The organism is Clostridium sp. OM05-9 (assembly GCF_003481465.1).
Taxonomy (GTDB): Bacteria; Bacillota; Clostridia; order Lachnospirales; family Lachnospiraceae; genus Coprococcus; species Coprococcus ammoniilyticus.
On sequence record NZ_QULF01000005.1, the window covers coordinates 226,408 to 247,289 of the forward strand.

Here is a 20,882-nt window from a genome sequence, read left to right on the forward strand (position 1 = left end):
CGTAAATACTCCTGTGCCAACTCGTCCTTCGGACTCAAACAGGCACCCGTATTTACTGACAATGTGCATTTCATTACGGAATCTTCGCTAATGTCAATATAAAGCTAGTCCGTCAGATAGACCGCCTTATTAATTTCATACAAATCATAATCAGGATACAGGTGATTCCGATGATTCCCCACAGTATAGAGGGGGAGATCGCTATACTTCCGATCACATAGGAAGAAGCGTTTAAGATCATATGAAGGATCATGCCGGGGATCAGGGAACCTGACCATACGGCAAGACAGCCCAGAATGATTCCGGCCGGAACGCTGTAGCAGAACTGGACGATGTTGCCATGATAGAAGCCGAAGCAGAATGCTGTGAATAAGATGGCGTAAAGATCTGCGTATCGGCTTGAAAATGCGGAAGCAGACAGCTTTAATGCTGTGCCACGAAAGGCAAATTCTTCTGCGATCGGAGCAAGGATAGCAACGGTACAGATGCGTATGATTCCATTGTTAATAGAAAAGGATCGCTGTACCTGTTCGTGATAGGAGGACAGCAGATCCGGTCTGCAGATGTCGATCAGGCGAAGAATACAGGTTGTCAGGAATTGAAGACTGATACCAAGAATCAGGATCAGAAGAAAGATAACAAAAGCACGCAGGAAAGATTTTTCCTTTCCTGCGTGCTTTGTCTTGTCAGACAGCCTACCACTATGCGTCTTGTCGGCCTGAGCCTGTCCGAATATGGTTTCGTATTTCAGATAAAAATATCCGAAAATACAGATACAAAGAATATATGAAATACATGATGTGATACTGCCGACAGAATCAGTCTGACTGCCTGTAAGATCACAGATCCGGGTGCCTGCAAGATAGACAATATTATGTATCAGTAATGCGGTAACCGGAACCAGACAGGTAATAACTAATTTTCTGAGGTCGACACGAGTATTTATCATGATTACTGGATCTTCTTTGCCCTTTCTTTATCTTCCTTTGCCTTTGCTTTTCTTGCGGCTTTTTCTTCTTTGCTGAGTTTCATGCTGGCAGTTTCCTGCTCATAAGTCTGCTCGTATTTCTTCTGTTTTGCACGAAGCTTTTGGCTGAATGATTTTTTTGCAGGTTCCGGTGCTTTCTTACCACGAACATTCTTAACGCTTGTGATGTAGATACCGCTGACCATAGCTTTAACTTCGCCACGGATAGGCATAACATCAAAGATTCCATCGTCGCAGATCAGATTGATGATCTGTGGACCGATCTTGGCTTTAACGATAGGAAGCTTAGCTTTCTGGTAACGCTTTGGAGTTGATTCCAATACCTGTTTCGGAAGATTTGCATCTTTCATAGGCAGCATCTTTTTATCGATGACCAGCATCGTGACAGGCTGTGCAGCCTGAAGCATAGCTTCTTTCTGTGCGCTCTGCTTCTTCTGCAGGCGGTTTCCTACTATGTAAAGTACTACTAAGATTACAACTAATATTGCGATGACGATTAACATCCATCCCCACCAAGGCATAATAAGTTCCTCCTTATATTATTATTTTATTTTTCTGTCATAGGCAGATTTTTTAACCGGGCTGCCTGAATCTTACCTGGGATTGCATCCAGAACCTCTTTACGTTCCTTCGGCTTCAATCCACGGATATCAACCGGCTCTAAGAATTCGATCACAACCTTGCTGCTGTGAAGAAAATTATGTTTATTTGCTTCCATACATTTGTCTGTTCCGCAGATAGCAACCGGAATGATCAGACATCCGGCTTTCTGAGCGATCTTGAATGCACCGTCTTTAAATGGCAGCAGTTCGTCGCCCTTATTTCTTGTTCCCTCCGGGAAGATCATCATGGAGTGACCGGATTTGATGATATCAGCAGTCTGTAAAATCGTTTCCAGACCCTTTTTCAGATCGGTACGATCCAGATATGTGCATCCGATATCATCCATGTATTTGTAAAGCAGAGGTATATCCTTGATATTGTCCTTGGACATGAAGCCAAGAGGCATATCGATTGCATTGTGACAGGATAAAATATCAAAATAGCTTCGATGATTACCAACGAACATGACCGGTTGGTCGGTAGGAATGTTTTCCTTGCCGATAACTGTTCGTTTACATCCGGTTAAGAACATAACTGCTCCGAAAAATCCTTTTACCAGCTTCTGAGCCTTGATGTAAGCTTTGTCCTGATCTTTTTTTGCAAGCTGCTTCAGATACAGATGATATGGAAAACAAAATATGATTCCAAGTACCGCAAACAGTACAGTAATAATGGTTCTCAAATATATCCTCCTGTTCTATCTGCCGTACAGTTTTGCTGTCTCAAATAGACGTTCTTCTAATTTCGTATCCATGTCTTTATCCTCAAAGCGCCAAGCCCAGTTGCCTTCTCCTACACCCGGAGTATTCAGACGAGCCCATGAATCTAATTTCAGAACATCCTGCATAGGAACAACAGCCATATTTGCAACAGAAGAGAAACATGCACGGATCATAACCCAGCAGATATCACTGGCATCTGTGCTGAAATAGCGGCGAAGCTTGTCCTTGGATGCTTCGTATGCTTTCTGATACCAGCCTAGTGTTGTGTCGTTGTCATGTGTTCCTGTGTAGCATACGCAGTTTCTTGTATAATTATGTGGAAGGAAATCATTTTCTTCCGGATTTTCAAATGCAAACTGTAAGATTTTCATGCCAGGCAGATTGAATTTGTCACGCAATTCGATAACAGAATCGTCGATCTCACCCAGGTCCTCAGCGATGATCGGAAGGTCATAGCCAAGATTTGCCTGTAACTGTGTGAAGAAGTTGATACCGGGAGCGGGCTTCCATTCTCCGTTGATGGCGGTTTCTTCGCCATAAGGTACAGCCCAGTACCGGTCAAATCCTCTGAAATGGTCAATCCTTAAGAAATCTGTCAGAGTGAGCTGGTATTTGATTCGCTCAATCCACCATTCATAACCGGTAGCGGTATGCTTTGACCAGTTATACAGTGGGTTGCCCCACAACTGTCCGGTCTCTGAGAAATAATCAGGTGGTACACCGGCAACCTCTGTTGGGTATCCCTTTGAATCCAGCATGAAAAGCTCCTGATGGCTCCATACATCGGCACTGTCCCATGCAAGGAAGATCGGAGCATCACCTACGATGCTGATGTTCTTTTCATTTGCGTATTCCTTGATCGCCATCCACTGTGTATGGAATAAGAACTGGATGAAATCATAGTAACCGATCTCATTTGCAAGCTTCTTTTCCCATGTGGTACGCTGTCTTTTGGTAGGTGCTTTCAGGGAATCTTCCCACATATACCAAGGCATTCCTTCATGGAAATCCTTACCTGCCATAAACAGGGAGTAGTCAGCGAGCCAGGAGGAATCCTTTTTAAAAGAAGCAAATGCTGCCATCTGTTCCTCGTCTGTTGATAATCCGTCCTCATGGTCAGGATCAGTAAAACGTTCGTAAGCGAGCTTTAACAGCTTTGTCTTAAATGTGATCAAGGTTCCGTAATCGATGTGAACGGGATCCCATTCCGGCATATCGGTAAAATCATCTTCTGACAGAAGCTTGTATTCTTTTAATGCATCAAGGTCAATAATTAACGGCTGACCGGCAAATGCGGAGAATGGCTGATATGGTGAATCACCAAATCCGGTATGTCCAAGTGGAAGCACCTGCCACAGATTCAAGCCCGAATTTGCCAGAAAGTCTATAAACCGGTATGCACCTTTGCCGAGATCACCAATTCCGTAAGGACTTGGAAATGAAGTCGGATGTGCCAGAATACCAGCGTATTTCTTTGGCTTTTTTTCATGGTTGTTTTCTAACATGTTTATCCTCTTTTCCTATTATTATATAGACGTTTTTGGTCTGGCCAGATATATCTGTCTGTCCGAACATCATAAAACCCCATTTTTCCTTGAAAAATCAAGGCGGTGTGGAAAAAACACCGTACGTTTTATTATACATAAAACGAATTATTCTTACAAGCCTGAAATTGGGAGAAGTCGCAGTCCGTCTGCCCGCCTCTGTCAGTCTCCTTGGCTGGTATGGGTGGCTGGCATGGGCAGTTGGTCTCCCCACTATAATATGGCATCAGCGAGAATTTCGTCGTGAGATGCACATTGCCAGTAAATACGGGTGCTTGTTTGAGCCGAAGGCGAGTTAGCACAGGAGTATTTACGAATCAGGCATGTGCAACGAACAGAAATCGCAGCAAGCCATTTATAGTGGGGAGGCCAACTGCCCATGCCAACCACCCATACCAGCCAAGGAGACCGACAGGGGCGGACAGGCGGTTGGTTTATATGTTTTGTAATGCTGTGTTAGTTTTATAAAGTTTTGTTTATGATCTTCATAAATACATCAGAAAATAAACACAGTTTAGACACACTTCCCTTATATACTATGTATTGTAAGAGTTTTTCATTTATTTGAATCCTCTCTCCCCTCATTTTTTGCAAGTGGTAATAAATCTTTCCCCGGTTTGTTACCACTTGTTTTTTGTTTTATAATATTGTTTGGGTGCAAAAGAGTCGTATGCGGCTCTTTATTCTTGATAAATTATTACTTTTCGGCTAAAATAAGATTTGATCTTATTTTAGCCGAAAAAAGAGGTGCAGATATATGGAATATATTCATAGAGATTTAGAAAAAAAGATAAAAGAATTAGCAGAAGACTATTCCTGTATATTAATTACAGGACCGAGGCAGGTTGGAAAAACAACTTTATTTAAAAAATTAATGGATGAGAATAGGACAGTGGTGAGCCTGGATGATCTGGAAGAAAGGAAACTGGCACAGACAGATCCTGCTATGTTTTTGCAGATGCATGATCTTCCGATTTTAATAGATGAGGTACAATATGCTCCGCAATTATTTCCATATATTAAGATGGCTATAGATAATGGAGCATCGGCATCATCATTTTGGTTGACCGGGTCGCAGGCATTTCGGATGATGGAGCTTGCACAGGAATCTTTGGCGGGAAGAACTGCTATTATTCACATGTCATCTTTGTCACAGCATGAGTTGTATGGAGCAGGCGAGAATATTAAGTTTAGTGTTGATCTTGAAACATTAAAGCAGCGAAGTAAAAATGGAACAAAGGCGGAATTGTCGGAGCTATATGAGAGAATCTGGATGGGATCTATGCCGGGATATAGAAGCGGACGGTATAAAGACAGAAATGTTTTTTATTCCAGTTATATTCAAACATATATTGACAGAGATGTATCAGAGCTGATTACAAATGTTGATAAACTTGTATTTATGGACTTTGTAAGAGCTGCAGCATGCAGGTGTGCACAAATGTTAAATATACATGATATAGCAAATGACGTTGGTGTTTCAGATGAGACAATTAAGCGATGGCTGCAGGTGCTTGAGAAGTCGGATATTATTTTTTATTTACGTCCTTATTCTAATAATTTGTTAAAGAGAACAGTTAAAACTCCTAAATTATATTTCTTTGATACGGGCCTGGTTGCATATCTTACAAAATATACAACTCCAGAAATACTTGAAAATGGGGCGATTAATGGAGCAATACTGGAAAATTATGTTGTTTCCGAGATACGGAAGACATATCAAAATGAAGCGGATGAATGTCTTATGTGGTATTACAGAGATAAAGACAGTAATGAAATTGATATGGTGATTGAAAGTGATGGTATGGTGCATCCGTTAGAGATAAAACGCTCAGTAAATCCCGGAAGTGAACTGACCAGGGCATTCAGAATTCTGGATAAAGGAGCAGTTCCAAGAGGAAAGGGAGCAATCATCTGTATGCGTTCGGAACTTTCGGCTGTTGATTCAGAAAATTACATTGTTCCGATCTGGACAATATAATAAAGAATTTGTAAATAGAATGTAGAATCTGTTTATAAATACATCAGAAAATAAACACAGTTTAGACACACATCCCTTATATACTATGTATTGTAAGAGTTTTTCATTTATTTGAATCCTCTCTCCCCTCATTTTTTGCAAGTGGTAATAAGTCTTTTCCCCGATTTATTACCACTTGTTTTTTTGCCTTTTCGGCGGTATACTTCCATTATTAAATTCACAACAGACGGAGGATAACAGGTATGATTTCGGAAAAATATGCAGATATGACAACCAAAGGTTCTATAATAAGAGAATTTGCGCAGTATGCGTCAAAACGTGCGGCAGAGATCGGAAAAGAGAATGTATACAATTTTACGATCGGTAATCCTTCTGTTCCGGTATGTCCGGAGTTTACAGAGACATTGGAACGGATGTTAAAAGAAGAAAATCCATTGACACTTCATGGATACAGCCCGACACTTGGTATTATGTCCGTCAGAGAAGCGGTTGCAGATTCTTTAAATAGAAGATTTGGAATGGAATATACAGCAGATGATATTTTCATGACCTCCGGTGCAGCAGGTGCGATCGCACATGCGATTCGTTGTGTAACAAAGCCGGGAGATGAGGTGATTACATTTGCTCCATATTTCCCTGAGTATGTTCCATATGTTGACGGAACAGGTGCGGTGCTTAAGATCGTGCCGGCGGATATTACATCCTTCCAGATTAATTTTGATGCATTTCTGGAGCTTTTAAATCCAAATGTACAGGCAGTTCTTATTAACTCTCCGAATAACCCATCCGGTATCGTATATTCAACAGAGACGATCAAGAAGCTGGCTGCAATTCTGGAAGAAAAGCAGAAGGAATATGGACATGATATCTATATTATCTCCGATGAACCTTATCGTGAGATCGTATTTGAAGGAACGGATTCGCCATTTATTTCATCCTTCTATGACAACAGTATCTGCTGTTATTCATTCAGTAAGTCACTTTCCCTTCCGGGTGAGCGTATCGGATATGTAGCGGTAAATCCGAAATGTAAGGATGCGAAGCTGATCGTTCTGATGTGTGGTCAGATCTCCAGATTTACAGGACATAACTGTCCGCCATCCATGATCCAGCTTGGTGTGGCAGAAGTGATCGATAAGACAGCTGACCTGTCAATCTATGAGAAGAATAAGAATATTTTATATAAAGAGCTTACAAATATGGGATATGAGTGTGTAGAACCGGGCGGAACCTTCTATATGTTCCCAAAGACTCCGATTGCGGATGCAAATGCATTCTGTCGTATGACAGCCAGCAAGCTGGATCTGATCCTGGTACCGGGAGACAGCTTTATGTGTCCGGGACATATGAGACTTGCTTACTGTACCACAACGGAGATGGTAGAACGCGCACTTCCGTTATTTGAAAAAGCAATGAAGCTTGCAAAAGAGATGGAGTAATCAAAGGAGAACATCATGGTTACACAGATTCCGATCATACTTGCATCGAATTCACCGAGAAGAAAAGAGCTGCTTGAAAGAGCCGGTTATACATTTACGGTTATGCCAAGTGACTGCGATGAAGCTACCGATATCCGTTTTCCAAAGGATATGGTGATGGAACTTGCCGGAAGAAAGGCAGAAAATGTATATAAAAAGGTATGTGCAGACCATGCCGGTACGGAAGCAGAGACACAGCCGTTTATCGTGATCGGTTCCGATACGGTCGTCGCATTAAATGGCAGGATCCTTGGAAAACCGGTTGATTATGACGATGCATATAATACGTTGAATAGTTTGTCAGGACAGACACATAATGTATATACAGGTGTTTCTATTATGTATTATGACGGAGAGAAATGCCGGACAAAGACATTTTACGAAAATACAGAGGTTACATTTTATCCGATGACGCATGAGGAGATCACCGGATATCTTGCGACGGGAGATCCATTTGACAAAGCGGGAAGCTATGGGATACAGACACAGGGTGGTCTGTTTGTGAAAGGGATCAAGGGCAGTTATGACAATGTTGTCGGACTTCCGCTTTCTCGGTTATACCATGAGTTAAATGAGATGTTATATGGGCAGTAATGTGTGAGAAAACGATGTGCCGATCATGTATGATAGAATAGTAGAGATTATAAACTGCTGAAAAAAGAAAGGCAGGAGGACAGAGATATGGACGAAAAGAGAAATTTTACCTTATTAACAGACTTCTATGAATTGACGATGATGCAGGGATATTTCCGTGAGAAAGCAGATGACATCGTTGTATTTGATGCATTCTACAGAAAAAATCCATCCGGAAGCGGCTATGCGATCGCCTGTGGTCTGGAACAGGTGATCGACTATATCAAGAATCTGTCCTTTTCCTATGAAGACGTTGATTACTTAAGAAGTCTGAATATGTTTGATGAAGAATTTCTGAATTACCTTGCAGGATTTCATTTCACAGGTGATATCTATGCGATCCCGGAAGGTTCTGTAGTATTTCCGTATGAGCCACTTGTGAAGGTGGTTGCACCGATCATGGAAGCGCAGTTGGTTGAGACTGCATTATTAAATATCGTGAACCATCAGAGTCTGATCGCTACAAAGGCATCCAGAGTCTGCTATGCAGCAAAAGGGGATGGTATCATGGAATTCGGACTTCGCCGTGCGCAGGGACCGGATGCCGGAACCTTCGGTGCGAGGGCGGCAGTTATCGGTGGCTGTGTCGGAACCTCAAATGTAATCTGCGGTAAGCAGTTCGGCGTGCCTGTACTTGGGACACATGCACATAGCTGGATCATGAGCTTCCCGGATGAATATACAGCATTTAAGAGATATGCAGAATTATATCCGGATGCATGTACATTGTTGGTTGACACATATGACACATTGAAATCCGGTGTGCCAAATGCGATCCGGGTATTTGATGAGATGAAGGCAGAGGGAAAGATGCCGACCAGATATGGAATCCGTCTGGATTCCGGTGACCTTGCATATCTGTCTAAGAAAGCCAGAAAAATGTTGGATGCAGCGGGATATCCGGATGCAGTCATTGCAGCATCCTCTGATCTGGACGAATATCTGATCAACAGTTTGAAGAATCAGGGTGCAGCGATCACGTCATGGGGCGTTGGAACCAATCTGATCACATCAGCAGATAATCCATCTTTTGGCGGTGTTTATAAGCTTGCGGCGATCAAGAAGCCGGAGGATGAAGAATTCACAGCGAAGATCAAGATATCAGAGAATCCGGCGAAGATCACAAATCCAGGAAATAAGACGGTATTCCGTCTGTATAATAAGGAGACCGGAAAGATCAAGGCGGATCTGATTGCACTTTCCGATGAGACATATAATGAAGCGGAAGATCTGGAGATATTTGACCAGATGGCTACATGGAAGCGTTCGACACTTCCGGGTGGTTCTTATGAGATCCGTGAGATGCTTGTCCCGGTATTCTTGAAGGGACAGTGCGTATATCAGAATCCATCCACGATGGAGATCCGCGAGTATTGCCAGAAAGAACTGAATACACTCTGGGATGAGACCAGACGACTGGTAAATCCGCAGGAAGTATTTGTCGATCTGTCAAAGCCGTTATATGACCTGAAACAGAAGCTGCTAAACAGTAGACATTGATGCAGGAATGGTCAGATCAGAAAATATATATTATTTTATCGTCCGACCGGCGTTATAATGGAAATCTTTAATATCAAAATTCATAGCAGAGATCTCGCTCATAGCAGCGTTGATTTCTGTTGTTGTTTTCGGAGCTGCTTTTTTGATATGAGCCAGTGTTGTTTCATATGCTAACATCTGTCGGAGAACATTTCTGCAATAGGCTTCTTCCTCCACCATGGTATGGATATTATACTTTTGCAGGTAATCTGTCATAAAATCGGGAAGCATATTGATCTGGTAAAGAATATAGGCACGAATGGTGTGACCGATCATGTATATAGTAGCAAGAATTAAAACACCCAAAGCAATCAAACCTGTGATCGTCCTCAGAATCATTCCGCCACCCATAACAATGACTGTAAGATGAAAATAATCATATCCAAGCAGAAGAATTAAGAAAATCACATTATAGATAAAATGTGTTTTCAGACTGTGCCTCCTCTTAGGAAGTCCGTCGATCTCGGCGGTATATACCATTTTATAATATTCAATCTGTTTATCGGTATTGTCGATCATATCCATCAGATCAAAATATTCCTGTGAATATGGAGGATCAGATTTCTCTGCTGCTTCAGAGAGATCTGTTTCGATTGTCGGTTTATTCTTAGGTGGTTTCTGATCATTTGCCTTTAAATTCAACATATGCAATCCCCTTATGTAACCTGTCTGCATGTGCGAATCACATGCAATGCTGCTTTTCAAGTTTGTTTATGGATTTTATTGTAACACAATTTACTGCCGGATAGGGAGTCTTCCCCAAAAAGTAAAAATAAAATATCTAGTCTTTCAAACCATGTTACAAAGCCCCGAAAACCATGGCTTTTCTATATAGAAACTACGATTGACATTTGCTGTTTGAATCATCTATATTATAAAAAGTTAAGGGATACAGGCATTTTTGAAACTTGAAATTAGTAGAGTGTATAAGAGTTTTGAAGTGCCGGTTTACAAATAGAAAGATGAGGTTTTACCTATGAGCAAGATCAGGATCATAACAGATTCAGCCAGTGATATTTCGACTGCTGAGGAACAGAAATATAATATATTAATCCTTCCGTTTCCGGTAACGATCGGTGACAAATCTTATATGAGCAGAGTCGATTTTGACAATACCGGTTTTTATAAGTTAATGGAGGAAAATCCAAACGAGTTGCCAAAGACGGCGCAGATCACAGCATTCCAGTTCGACGAGCTGTATAAGGAGCAGTTTGATGCAGGATATACAGATATTATATTTGTCAGCATCAATAAAAAGGGTTCTGCTACCCATGATAATGCAGTCATGGCAAAGAATGAATTTTTTGAGGAGCATCCGGAGTATGCAGGAAAAGGAACGATTCAGATCTTTGATGGTGTTGGATATAGCGGTCAGTATGGATATCCGGTTGTGCAGGCAGCAAAGATGGCAGAAGAGGGAAAAACAGTGGATGAGATCACTGCTTATCTGTCAGACATTCTTCCGAAGCGACGGATCTACTTCGGTATCTATGGATTGAAATATGCAGCAAAATCGGGACGTATTCCAAGTGCAGCAGCACTGGTCGGTGATGCACTTGGCGTAAAACCGATCATGAAGATATGGGCAAATGAGATCGTTACAGCATTCAAATGCCGCGGCGAGAAGAAATTACTGGCAAAAATGGCAGATGTCTCAGCAGCAGAGATGCTTCCGGGTTCGCCATATCAGATCGTATATGGATGCGATGATGTATGCAGGGATGAACTGGCTGCCAAGATGACAGAAAAGGTTGGTTATGCGCCGGACGATTTCTTCCAGATCGGAGCAGCGGTTGCTTCGAATGCAGGACCAAAGGTAGCCGGAGTTGTTTTTACGGTAAAAGACGAAGCATAAACAGAATATAGATTTTCATAGAAAAGACCTTTGTTCACAGAAGTGGAAGCAGATATACAAGAACCGATGTGGATAAGGGTCTTTTTGCATGGGGATTGACTGGCAAGAAAAAGATGAATTGTGCGGCATAAAGGAAGCTAATTGGGGTAAAGAATGACAACAGTTGGTTGCATATGCTGATCTTAGTAGTGTATACTTAAAAGAATGAAGAAAAATGTGCCGGCAGATGAAAGGCAGATGAGAGATATGGGTGACACACCAAAGATTGAAGAAACAACATTTTATCATATTAATTATTATTTGTATGGAAAGGCATTTAAGGGAAGTTATCAGGGCATGCGGTTCCGCCTTGCCAGAAATCCGCTTGAAAATGTATTTTTTAAACCGAAAGAAGTACAGGATGCAGGAACTCTGATGGCAACGGTCTGGCCGGAGCCGTTCAGTTACGAGAATACGGATGATGAAAAGAAGCTGACAAAGGAATTTCCGTTTTCGGAAGAAGGAAAACTTGCAGCGGTAGACTGGCTCAATGAGCAGTACGAGAGCCGGAAAGAAGAATGGGATGCAGCGAAGCATACGGACTGGAGCAGTTTGAGAAAATAAATGACCGAGGAATATGAAGATGATATTTGAGACACATGGACATTACGATGATGAGCAGTTTGATACAGACAGAGAGCAGTTATTAGAAGAATTTCAGAGACAGGATATCCGGTATGTTATGAATATAGGAGCTAATATTGCGACTTCAAAGGCATCTGTCGAACTGGCGCATCAATATGATTTTATCTATGCAGCGATCGGAACGCATCCGGATGATGCACCGGAGCTTTCAGATGCGGCGATCGAGATGTATCGGCAGATGGCAGCAGATGAGAAGGTAAAGGCGATCGGAGAGATCGGACTGGACTATTTCCATGAGGATGTTCCAAAAGAGGTGCAGATCCACTGGTTCCGAAAGCAGTTGGAGCTGGCAGAAGAATTGAAGCTTCCGGTTGTGATCCACAGCAGGGATGCGGCAAAGGATACCATGGATATCATGAAAGAGATGCAGGGAAGACTTTGCGGTGGCGTCATTCACTGTTTTTCATACAGTACAGAGATTGCAAGAGAATATATTAAGATGGGATATTATATCGGCGTTGGCGGCGTAGTGACATTTAACAATGGACGTAAGCTGAAAGAAGTAGTGGAAGCCATTCCGCTTACCAGTATCGTATTAGAAACGGATTCGCCGTATCTGTCACCTGTACCATTCCGTGGAAAACGGAACTCTGCCCTTAATATTCCTTATGTGGCAAAAGAGATCGCAGCATTAAAGGGAGTTACGGAAGAAGAAGTGTATGACGTGACATTTAAGAACAGTCTGAAGTTGTACAGAATGGAAGAAAATATGCAGGCAGAGGCGTAGAAAGAATGACTGCGTGATAAGATGAAAGCGTAAGAATGCATAGATGGAGGACAAGGCATGGAGAAATTAAGTAACCCGCAGGTTACGATACAGACAATAAAGAAATATGAGTTTGCATTTCAGAAGAAATTCGGTCAGAATTTCCTGATCGATGACCATGTGATTACAAAAATTATAAATGCGGCAGAAATTACGAAGGACGATCTGGTACTGGAGATCGGACCGGGAATCGGAACAATGACACAGTATCTGGCAGAGTCAGCCAGAAAGGTGATCGCAGTTGAGATCGATAAAAACCTGATCCCAATCCTTGGAGAAACATTGGCAGAATATGATAATGTAACCGTTATCAACGAAGATATATTGAAGTTAGATATCAACCGGCTGGTGGAGGAAGAAAATGCAGGCAAGCCGATCAAGGTCGTTGCCAATCTGCCATATTATATTACAACTCCGATCATTATGGGCTTATTTGAAAGTCATGTACCATTACAGTCAATTACGGTCATGGTACAGAAGGAAGTAGCAGACCGGATGCAGGTGGGACCGGGATCGAAAGATTATGGTGCGTTGTCACTTGCAGTCCAGTATTATGCAAAACCGTATATTGCCGCAAATGTGCCGCCAAACTGTTTTATCCCAAGACCGGGTGTAGGATCTGCGGTGATACGGCTGACCAGATATGAGGAGCCGCCGGTGACAGTAAAGGATGAGAGTCTGATGTTCAAGCTGATCCGGGCATCCTTTAACCAGAGAAGAAAGACGTTACAGAATGGAATTGCAAACAGCCCGGAGCTTCCATATTCAAAAGCACAGGTGGAGAAAGCTTTGGAAAAAATGGGACTTGCCGCAAATGTTCGGGGAGAAAGTTTAACGCTGGCAGAATTTGCAAAGTTAAGTGATATTATTTCCGAAGAATAAAGGAATAAGTTACAGTAAAAATGCATAGATACAAGTAAGGCTTGTCTTTCGGGGAGAATGTCGGACGCAGACATGACTTCCTGTCGGACAAAAAATGTCAGATAGAAAAAAGAGACGGAGGTATCTATGGTTTACTGGAACAGATTTATATCATATATTTTCAGGTATCACGAATATGACAAATGCGAGAACACGGGATTTGCGAAGGTGCAGAAGCAGAATGAGAAGGGCAAGATGCAGGTGAATTTTAAGGATCAGGTCAAGAAAGAGGGGTTGTATTCGGTTTATCTGTATCGTGAGACGCTTGCAGATCCGGAGGAATATCCGGAGGCTGTGCCGGACAGCATGATTCCGGTTGTGTTGTATCTTGGAAAATTAAGCCTGAAATCCGGAAGAGGAGAAGACTGCTTTATCTTTGACTGGAATAATGTCAATCATACCGGTCGGCCGATCACAGCATGGAGCGGCATTATCATAAGACGGATGGGCGAAGAAGAAAGTGATATTTTCTGCTCCTCATGGACGGATAATATCGTGGATTACAGTCAGGCATTTGCCCGGCGGGAGGTAACAGAAGCTGAACGGGAAAGAAGAGCAGATGTTGCAGCAACGGAGTATGATCGGAGAAGAATCGTGTCCGAGACGATAGCGGAATCAGAAAACATGGACAGCGAATCTGAGGCGGAGACAATGGCTTCAGAGGTGAAAGAAACGGCACATACAGATACAGACAACCCGGAAACCGTTTTGCCGAAAACGGAGGAGTCTTCGGATGAAAAGACATTTTCCCAGACCGATGAGGAAACAGAGAAGCGGGTAACGGCAGCCGAGGTTTTAGAAACAATGAAAGAAGACGGAAGGGCAGCAGAACTGATGGCGAATCGGGAAAAACTTCCGCTTCTGCCGAATTGCCCGGATGGAGAAAATGGAGTGATCGAGTGTGTGAAGATCAATCCGAACGATATCGGACTGCTGAACATGGATAACTGGCGGCTGGGGGTGAACAGCTTTCTGACACATGGATTTTACAGCTACAAATATCTGATGCTCGGCAGGGTGCTGTTTGATGAAGAAGATACGAATGGATACATATTGGGAGTGCCGGGAGAGTATTCATCCAAAGAAAAATATCTTGCAGGAATCTTTGGATTTGATCGTTTTATACCGGTGAAGGAGACAAGGATCAAGACCGGAAGCTTTGGTTACTGGGTGGTAGATCTGAAATAAAAAGGATTGCGGCAAAAAGCAATGTTGGTTGAATGACGGAGAATGCCGGTGTGGAGAAGAAGATGGAACAGAGTACAGAAGAAAATGTAATAGAACAAAGAATAAATGATGATCAGAATGTACGGAACAGAGAAGACGAAGAAAAAGATATATGTGCAGATCAACAGGTGACAGAACCGGAGATATCCGATGAAGACAGGAAAATGTATGAAGCATATATGGCAAAGGCGATTAAGCTGGCGCAGAAAGCCTATGTGCAGGGGGATGTTCCGATTGGCTGTGTGATCGTAAAGGATGATAAGGTGATCGCACGGGGATATAACAAGAGAAATCTGAAGAAGACAACACTGGCACATGCAGAGCTGCTTGCGATCGAGCAGGCATCAAAGAAACTCGGTGACTGGAGGTTAGAGGATTGCACGATGTATGTAACATTAGAACCGTGCCAGATGTGTGCCGGAGCTATTGTACAGGCAAGGATCCAGAAGGTTGTGATCGGCTGTATGAATAAGAAAGCCGGCTGTGCCGGTTCAATCCTGAATATGTTTGATATGCCTGCGTTTAACCATCAGGTAGAAACCGTATATGGTATCCGGCAGGAGGAGTGCAGCAGCCTGATGAAGAACTTTTTTGCAGACCTGCGGAAAGGTGTTATTTCAAAAAAATAAACAGGTTGACGTATGTGCAATCGTCATTTATAATCAAGTATGCGTCAAAATATGGCGTACAATTTAATATGTTATAAAGTTTCCATGCAACCGGGGAAGTAGCGGTGCCCTGAACCTGCAATCCGCTATAGCAGGGGTGATAGTTTTCTTGAGGGATGTCCACTGTAGGGCTGCCCTTAGTAAGTGGCGTTGATGTCTGGGTCTTGCGCAACAGGACTCTTCGAACCGTGTCAGGTCGGAGACGAAGCAGCACTAAGGAGAATCTCCTGTGTGCCGCGAGGGTGCCTGGGCTGAGTTAACTGCTAAGGTAACGCTTATGGCGGCATTTCGAGAGAAAACTGCATGGATTTTTTTGATAAAAATATTTATAAAATTTTCAAAAAATTATAGCAAATCTATATAAAAGATGCTATCATAGAAAATGATACTTTCTTTTTTTATGGGAAAGTTCTGGAGAAATGATATTTAGTAGGACTTCAGATATTCTGACAGTACGAAAGATACAAAAAAGGTAGATATCAAGGGGCGAACAGAGATGAACTACGCTGATGTAATTGAGTTTGTCAAAACGCAGACCGCGGAGAATGGCAGACCGCCAAATTATGAGTTTAGAAGTAGATTCGAGCATACAATGCGCGTGTACAGATGGGCGATCAAATTACAGTCTAAATTAGGCGGTGATTTGGATATTATTGTACTTGCGGCACTTTTGCATGATATTGGATGGGATGAGAACAGACCTCACGGAGAGGTTGGAGCAGAGATTGCAGTAGAATATCTTGACAGCATAGGAGTTGATCCGGAGAAGATTGCCAAGATCGGAGAGATCATTATGATCCATGAAGAAAAGGATACAGATGCAGACCTGTCATTGGAATGCCGTATCGTTATGGATGCTGATCTTCTGGATGAGGTTGGAGCTGTCAGTGTACTTTGGGATTCAATGGCTACAGCGCTGGAGGATGACGCCAGCTATAAGAGAGCATATTACAGAATTAAAAACTTTTACAGGATTAATAAACCGAAGATCAGACGTTGTAAAACCGATGCAGGAAGAGTGGAATACAATAAGCGTATGCAGCTTCTTGAAGAATTTATCTTTCAGTTGGAAAAAGAGCTATTTTAGATTTAATAGTGTAAAGGAAATGGGAGTGTTAATATGAAAACTTTTTTGAAGATATTAGTAGCAATTATCATTGTTGGAGCATTATGTTTTGGAATTTACTGTATTCTTCCGGAAACATCTCAGATGTATGTAAAGGGAAATATTCAGTACCGCACAAATGAAACAGCTAAGACTCAGGTTGATAAGATCAAGAAAACCAAGATTCCGGGAACTGAGAAGACATTCGGTGCAGGACTTGAAGGACTTTGTAAGAGCTGTGCATGGTACTATGAAGAAGAGGCAAATGGTGACTGGATGGTTACATTCTATGGTTCAAAGGCAACAATGGATCTGACAACAGCAGGTATGGATCAGATGTATACAGAACAGCCGATGAAGGTAACATTTACAGTTCGAAATAATTCTCAGGTTGATATCGTAATGGAGATCAAGGGAGATATTCTTTCTACAGATCAGGCGAAGACAGCCGCGTATGAAAAGATTGCAAATGCAGCGAAGTAATTTAATACATACCATATAAAAAACAGGCATATATCATTTTGATATGTGCCTGTTTTTTATATGCGTTATGGCATTTGGTAACTGCAAGCCAACTGGTGCAGCAAACAGTCTGTATTTGACTGCTGCTGTGCTTATTTGTTATTTACCAGCTCCTCAATCATGCCGACTATAATTGAAGTGGAATCTGTAAGGTTGCTCTTCTCCATTGTTTCGATGTAAGTCTGTTTGTTGTTGTATACATCATCGATCGCAGCGAATAATGTTTCGGAGGATAATTCCTCTTCCTTTATCACATAGCTGTAGCCGCTCTTTTTGAAGGATTCCGCATTTAAGATCTGGTCGCCACGGCTTGCAGCAGCGGATAACGGGATCAGGATATTCGGCTTGCGAAGGGCAAGTAATTCACAGATCGCATTTGCACCGGCACGGGAGATCACGAGATCGGCAAGAGCGAGCATGCTGCTCAGTTCCTTCTTTATATATTCATATTGAGCATAGCCCGGCTTGTTATCTAAGCTGTGATCCAGATTATCCTTACCGCAGAGATGGATCACGTTGAAACGCTCCAGCAGTTTATCAATATTTTCGCGGATCGCTCTGTTGATCACGGCACTTCCTGAGCTGCCGCCAACGATCAGGATGACAGGCTTGTTGTCTGTAAATCCGCAGAAGTTGATCGCATCAACTGCATTTCCGTTGAAAAGCTCTTTACGGATCGGAGTTCCGGTCACAACTGCCTTGCCCTCCGGGAACATATCCTTTGTCTCCGGGAAGTTACAGCATACACGGGATGCCTTTGGAAGCTCCAGCTTATTTGCAAGTCCCGGTGTCATATCAGATTCATGGATGATGACAGGGATGTTGCAGGATTTGGCTGCAAATACGACAGGAACTGTTACAAAGCCACCCTTTGAGAATACGACATCCGGCTTCAGTTCCTTCATTAACTTCTTGGCTTCTCCCATACCCTTAATAACGCGGAATGGATCCGTGAAGTTCTTAAGGTCAAAATAACGTCTGAGCTTACCGGAGGAGATTCCATGATAAGGAATGTTCAGATCCTCGATCAGCTTACGTTCCATTCCGTTATAAGAACCAATATAATGGATATCATATCCAAGCTTCTGTAATTCCGGTATCAACGCTATATTTGGTGTAACATGTCCGGCAGTTCCGCCACCGGTAAGGATGATTCGTTTCATATATTTATGCCCCCTGAAGATAATTCTTAAGCGCCTTTGCTAACTGATCCGGACAGGATGTTGGCTTAAAGTTGCATGTTGTTCCTTCCAGTTTATCAATGACATCTTCTACTTTCATACCTTCGACTAAGGCACTGATACCTTTCAGGTTACCATTGCAGCCACCAGTGAAAGAAACATTTTTAACTTTTCCATCTTCTACTTCAAAATGAATATTAGTAGAGCAGGTTCCTTTTGTTTTGTAATCCATATTAAATTACCTCTTTTCTATTATAGTCCAAAATAACTATATACATTCTTAAATGGGTTCAAATCGAAATCAGTATACCAAAAATGAAAATAAAGGTAAACATTTGTCGTGTGATTTGGCTTGAAAAATCAAAAAAATCAAAACTATAATGGAACCACCCTGAATCCGGAGCGGGGTATCGGAACTGAAAACATGAAAAATTATTTGAAAAGGGGAAATGGTTATGTTTGGAACTATTTTGGAACAGAGTATTTTTTTGTATGTGATCGCGGCAACGGGAATATGTGGAATTGCAGCAAAGCTGATAATGAATGGATTTTTAAAGGGGCTGGTCAGAGAAGTCGGAAGTATGAAAAGTACAAAAAAGAAAGCACTGGTGGAGATACGAAAAAGGTACGAGGAGTTATCGTATCTTGATGTGGGTATCCGGGATACGAGATCGTTTGTCGAGAAATACATATATAAACTGAAGCTTGGTAAGAGCTACGTCAGCTCCTGGAACAGCTTCTGCAGTAATATGATGATCCTTGCCGCCGGAACAGGGCTGATCGGAACCTGGTGGGAATATCGGACAGGCAGTTCTGTATTTGCAAGTACACAGATTGGCATGTGGGGCATTGTTGCATGTGGGGTTATGCAGATGGTCTACAACGTATTCAATACCCGGAGAAAATGTGAAATGCTATCAGCAGAACTTGTCAACTATATGAATAACAGCCTGGCAAACCGCCTGAAACGGGAACAGGAAAAACAGATGGAGAGCAGTAAACAGGAAGCAGAAGACAGAAGCCGGAGTGGTCTGAAACAGACAGCAGCGGCTATTATAGAGCCAAATGTGATTGATATTGATGCGGCACTGGCACAGATGGGTGAGCAGAAGGACAGACGGAGCGAGAAACAGACAGAAGTAGAGCGTAAAAAAGGACGGGAAGCGGATAGCAAGAAGAAAAACATGCAGGAGTCTGATCCTGCACGGGAAAGAATCACGGCAAAATCGAAAAAAACAATGCGGGCAGAGCAACGCAGATCAGAGAAAAACCGGCGGCAGACGGCAGCTGAAGAGCAGCAGTCTCTGAAACAGACCGCAAAGGCTGAAGAGCGGGAGGTAACGGAGGAACAGATTGCGGCGTGTGATGCATTATTTGACAAGCTGCTGCAGGGAATCAGTACAACCTGACAGGTATAGGTATAAACAGCAGAAGAAACAGCATATATTATATCCAAAATAACAATTGGAAGTGGTTGCAGTCAAAAAACTGTATGTAGTTTCGGGAATTATGATGTGTCTGTTTCTGACAGGCTGTGCCGGAATGGCAAAGAGCAGAGCTGGTAAAAACGGAAATGTAGCAACACCGGGAGACTGTCGGGTGCAGAAAGAGGGAAATCAGGCAGCTGATGGTTCCGGTGGACAAAATGACAGTACGGATGGACGAAAAGGAGGAAATGATAATGGAAGTGTAGAAGACCGGACAGAGGCGACGACGGAGGATATGACGCTGCTTCGGGATTATGATGCGGTCAGCAATAAGAAGTTTTCATGGTACATTGTACGGGATAAAAATCATGGGATCAGCGACTGCGATCACAGTTTTTCAATCGAACAGTATGATGCATATTATGTGGATCAGGATGCAGGAGATGACAAGGTTATGTATCTGACCTTTGACTGCGGTTATGAGAACGGATATACAGAACAGATACTGGACACGTTAAAGAAGCATAATGCAAAAGCTTGTTTTTTTGTTACACAGACGTATATCAGGGATAATGTGGAGCTGGTAAAAAGAATGAAAGAGGAGGGACACCAGGTTGGCAACCATACCGTTACTCATCCTTCCATGCCCGGTATCAGTGTGGAGAAACAGAAGGAAGAATTGCAGACCTGTGCTGATTATATGAAGGAGGCCACGGGCTACCGGATGGATCCGTATTTCAGACCGCCAAGCGGTGAGTACAGTGAAAGGGTACTCCAACTGGCAAAGGATATGGGGTATAAGACCATTTTCTGGAGCATGGCATATTTGGATTATGATGTAAATAATCAGCCGGGGAAGGATTATGTGATCGAGCATTTTGATAAATATTATCATAATGGAGCGATCCCGCTCATGCATAATGTGTCGGAGTCAAATGCGCAGGCGTTAGATACAATGTTGTCAAATTTAACAGAACTTGGTTACAGATTTGTATCACTTGATGAAATGTTCGAAAAATAGTTGATTATGGGGGTTCC

At 42.4% G+C, this 20,882-nt stretch carries 21 protein-coding genes and 1 other RNA gene; 15 read left to right on the top strand and 7 right to left on the bottom strand.

Annotated features, from left to right (window positions below; genetic code table 11):
* Positions 1-112 precede the first annotated feature (112 nt).
* From DXB77_RS09960 to malQ, 4 genes are read right to left on the bottom strand one after another with little or no spacing between them, the layout of a single operon-like run.
* On the bottom strand, positions 113-949 hold the full coding sequence (locus tag DXB77_RS09960) for a CPBP family intramembrane glutamic endopeptidase (protein WP_118663147.1): 837 nt from the start codon (positions 947-949) through the stop codon (positions 113-115).
* Positions 950-951: 2 nt separating this feature from the next.
* Positions 952-1,509, bottom strand: coding sequence for a hypothetical protein (locus DXB77_RS09965; protein ID WP_118663148.1), 558 nt, complete (start codon positions 1,507-1,509; stop codon positions 952-954).
* A 26-nt stretch (positions 1,510-1,535) separates the two neighbouring features.
* Positions 1,536-2,273 carry a lysophospholipid acyltransferase family protein gene (locus tag DXB77_RS09970; RefSeq protein ID WP_118663149.1) on the bottom strand — a complete coding sequence of 246 codons (738 nt, stop codon included), beginning with the start codon at positions 2,271-2,273 and terminating at the stop codon, positions 1,536-1,538.
* Positions 2,274-2,288: 15 nt separating this feature from the next.
* Positions 2,289-3,818: a 4-alpha-glucanotransferase gene (gene malQ / locus DXB77_RS09975; RefSeq protein ID WP_118663150.1), complete on the bottom strand. Its 1,530-nt coding sequence runs from the start codon at positions 3,816-3,818 to the stop codon at positions 2,289-2,291.
* A gap of 796 nt (positions 3,819-4,614) precedes the next feature.
* Here malQ and DXB77_RS09985 point away from each other — a divergent pair.
* The 4 genes from DXB77_RS09985 (at position 4,615) to DXB77_RS10000 (ending at position 9,449) form a co-directional block, all read left to right on the top strand.
* Entirely contained in the window at positions 4,615-5,838 is a 1,224-nt protein-coding gene (locus DXB77_RS09985; RefSeq protein ID WP_118663152.1) for an ATP-binding protein, read from the top strand.
* A 242-nt stretch (positions 5,839-6,080) separates the two neighbouring features.
* Entirely contained in the window at positions 6,081-7,277 is a 1,197-nt protein-coding gene (locus tag DXB77_RS09990; protein ID WP_008402408.1) for a pyridoxal phosphate-dependent aminotransferase, read from the top strand.
* 15 nt (positions 7,278-7,292) lie between these two features.
* A complete protein-coding gene (locus DXB77_RS09995) occupies positions 7,293-7,910 on the top strand; it encodes a Maf family protein (protein ID WP_008402409.1) in 618 nt (205 codons plus the stop codon).
* Between the two features lie 87 nt (positions 7,911-7,997).
* Positions 7,998-9,449, top strand: coding sequence for a nicotinate phosphoribosyltransferase (locus DXB77_RS10000; protein ID WP_118663153.1), 1,452 nt, complete (start codon positions 7,998-8,000; stop codon positions 9,447-9,449).
* Positions 9,450-9,479: 30 nt separating this feature from the next.
* Here the strand turns inward: DXB77_RS10000 and DXB77_RS10005 are convergent, their stop codons facing one another.
* Positions 9,480-10,133 carry a hypothetical protein gene (locus DXB77_RS10005; RefSeq protein WP_117808042.1) on the bottom strand — a complete coding sequence of 218 codons (654 nt, stop codon included), beginning with the start codon at positions 10,131-10,133 and terminating at the stop codon, positions 9,480-9,482.
* Positions 10,134-10,464: 331 nt separating this feature from the next.
* On the opposite strand from DXB77_RS10005, the gene DXB77_RS10010 reads away from it, so the two are divergent.
* The 9 genes from DXB77_RS10010 (at position 10,465) to DXB77_RS10050 (ending at position 17,197) form a co-directional block, all read left to right on the top strand.
* Complete coding sequence (locus tag DXB77_RS10010) at positions 10,465-11,343, top strand: DegV family protein (protein WP_118663154.1); 879 nt, start codon at positions 10,465-10,467, stop codon at positions 11,341-11,343.
* Between the two features lie 246 nt (positions 11,344-11,589).
* Entirely contained in the window at positions 11,590-11,946 is a 357-nt protein-coding gene (locus DXB77_RS10015; RefSeq protein WP_226801099.1) for a hypothetical protein, read from the top strand.
* A gap of 19 nt (positions 11,947-11,965) precedes the next feature.
* The gene (locus DXB77_RS10020) at positions 11,966-12,754 is read left to right on the top strand and encodes a TatD family hydrolase (RefSeq protein WP_118663192.1); all 789 of its coding nucleotides are present in this window, start codon (positions 11,966-11,968) and stop codon (positions 12,752-12,754) included.
* Positions 12,755-12,811: 57 nt separating this feature from the next.
* The gene (gene rsmA / locus DXB77_RS10025) at positions 12,812-13,675 is read left to right on the top strand and encodes a 16S rRNA (adenine(1518)-N(6)/adenine(1519)-N(6))-dimethyltransferase RsmA (protein ID WP_021944635.1); all 864 of its coding nucleotides are present in this window, start codon (positions 12,812-12,814) and stop codon (positions 13,673-13,675) included.
* Positions 13,676-13,801: 126 nt separating this feature from the next.
* The gene (locus tag DXB77_RS10030; RefSeq protein ID WP_118663155.1) at positions 13,802-14,902 is read left to right on the top strand and encodes a DUF6128 domain-containing protein; all 1,101 of its coding nucleotides are present in this window, start codon (positions 13,802-13,804) and stop codon (positions 14,900-14,902) included.
* Between the two features lie 50 nt (positions 14,903-14,952).
* On the top strand, positions 14,953-15,570 hold the full coding sequence (gene tadA / locus DXB77_RS10035) for a tRNA adenosine(34) deaminase TadA (protein WP_347465211.1): 618 nt from the start codon (positions 14,953-14,955) through the stop codon (positions 15,568-15,570).
* A gap of 82 nt (positions 15,571-15,652) precedes the next feature.
* Positions 15,653-15,916: signal recognition particle sRNA large type (gene ffs, locus DXB77_RS10040), an RNA gene on the top strand.
* A gap of 189 nt (positions 15,917-16,105) precedes the next feature.
* Complete coding sequence (locus DXB77_RS10045; RefSeq protein ID WP_021944638.1) at positions 16,106-16,696, top strand: HD domain-containing protein; 591 nt, start codon at positions 16,106-16,108, stop codon at positions 16,694-16,696.
* A 33-nt stretch (positions 16,697-16,729) separates the two neighbouring features.
* Complete coding sequence (locus DXB77_RS10050; RefSeq protein ID WP_021944639.1) at positions 16,730-17,197, top strand: hypothetical protein; 468 nt, start codon at positions 16,730-16,732, stop codon at positions 17,195-17,197.
* Positions 17,198-17,328: 131 nt separating this feature from the next.
* Here DXB77_RS10050 and DXB77_RS10055 read toward each other — a convergent pair whose 3' ends face one another.
* A complete protein-coding gene (locus DXB77_RS10055) occupies positions 17,329-18,399 on the bottom strand; it encodes an undecaprenyldiphospho-muramoylpentapeptide beta-N-acetylglucosaminyltransferase (RefSeq protein ID WP_021944640.1) in 1,071 nt (356 codons plus the stop codon).
* 4 nt (positions 18,400-18,403) lie between these two features.
* Complete coding sequence (locus DXB77_RS10060; protein ID WP_118663156.1) at positions 18,404-18,649, bottom strand: TIGR03905 family TSCPD domain-containing protein; 246 nt, start codon at positions 18,647-18,649, stop codon at positions 18,404-18,406.
* Positions 18,650-18,872: 223 nt separating this feature from the next.
* On the opposite strand from DXB77_RS10060, the gene DXB77_RS10065 reads away from it, so the two are divergent.
* A complete protein-coding gene (locus tag DXB77_RS10065; RefSeq protein WP_118663157.1) occupies positions 18,873-19,826 on the top strand; it encodes a hypothetical protein in 954 nt (317 codons plus the stop codon).
* Positions 19,827-19,959: 133 nt separating this feature from the next.
* Positions 19,960-20,865, top strand: coding sequence for a polysaccharide deacetylase family protein (locus DXB77_RS10070; RefSeq protein ID WP_243100174.1), 906 nt, complete (start codon positions 19,960-19,962; stop codon positions 20,863-20,865).
* The last annotated feature ends 17 nt before the right edge of the window (positions 20,866-20,882 follow it).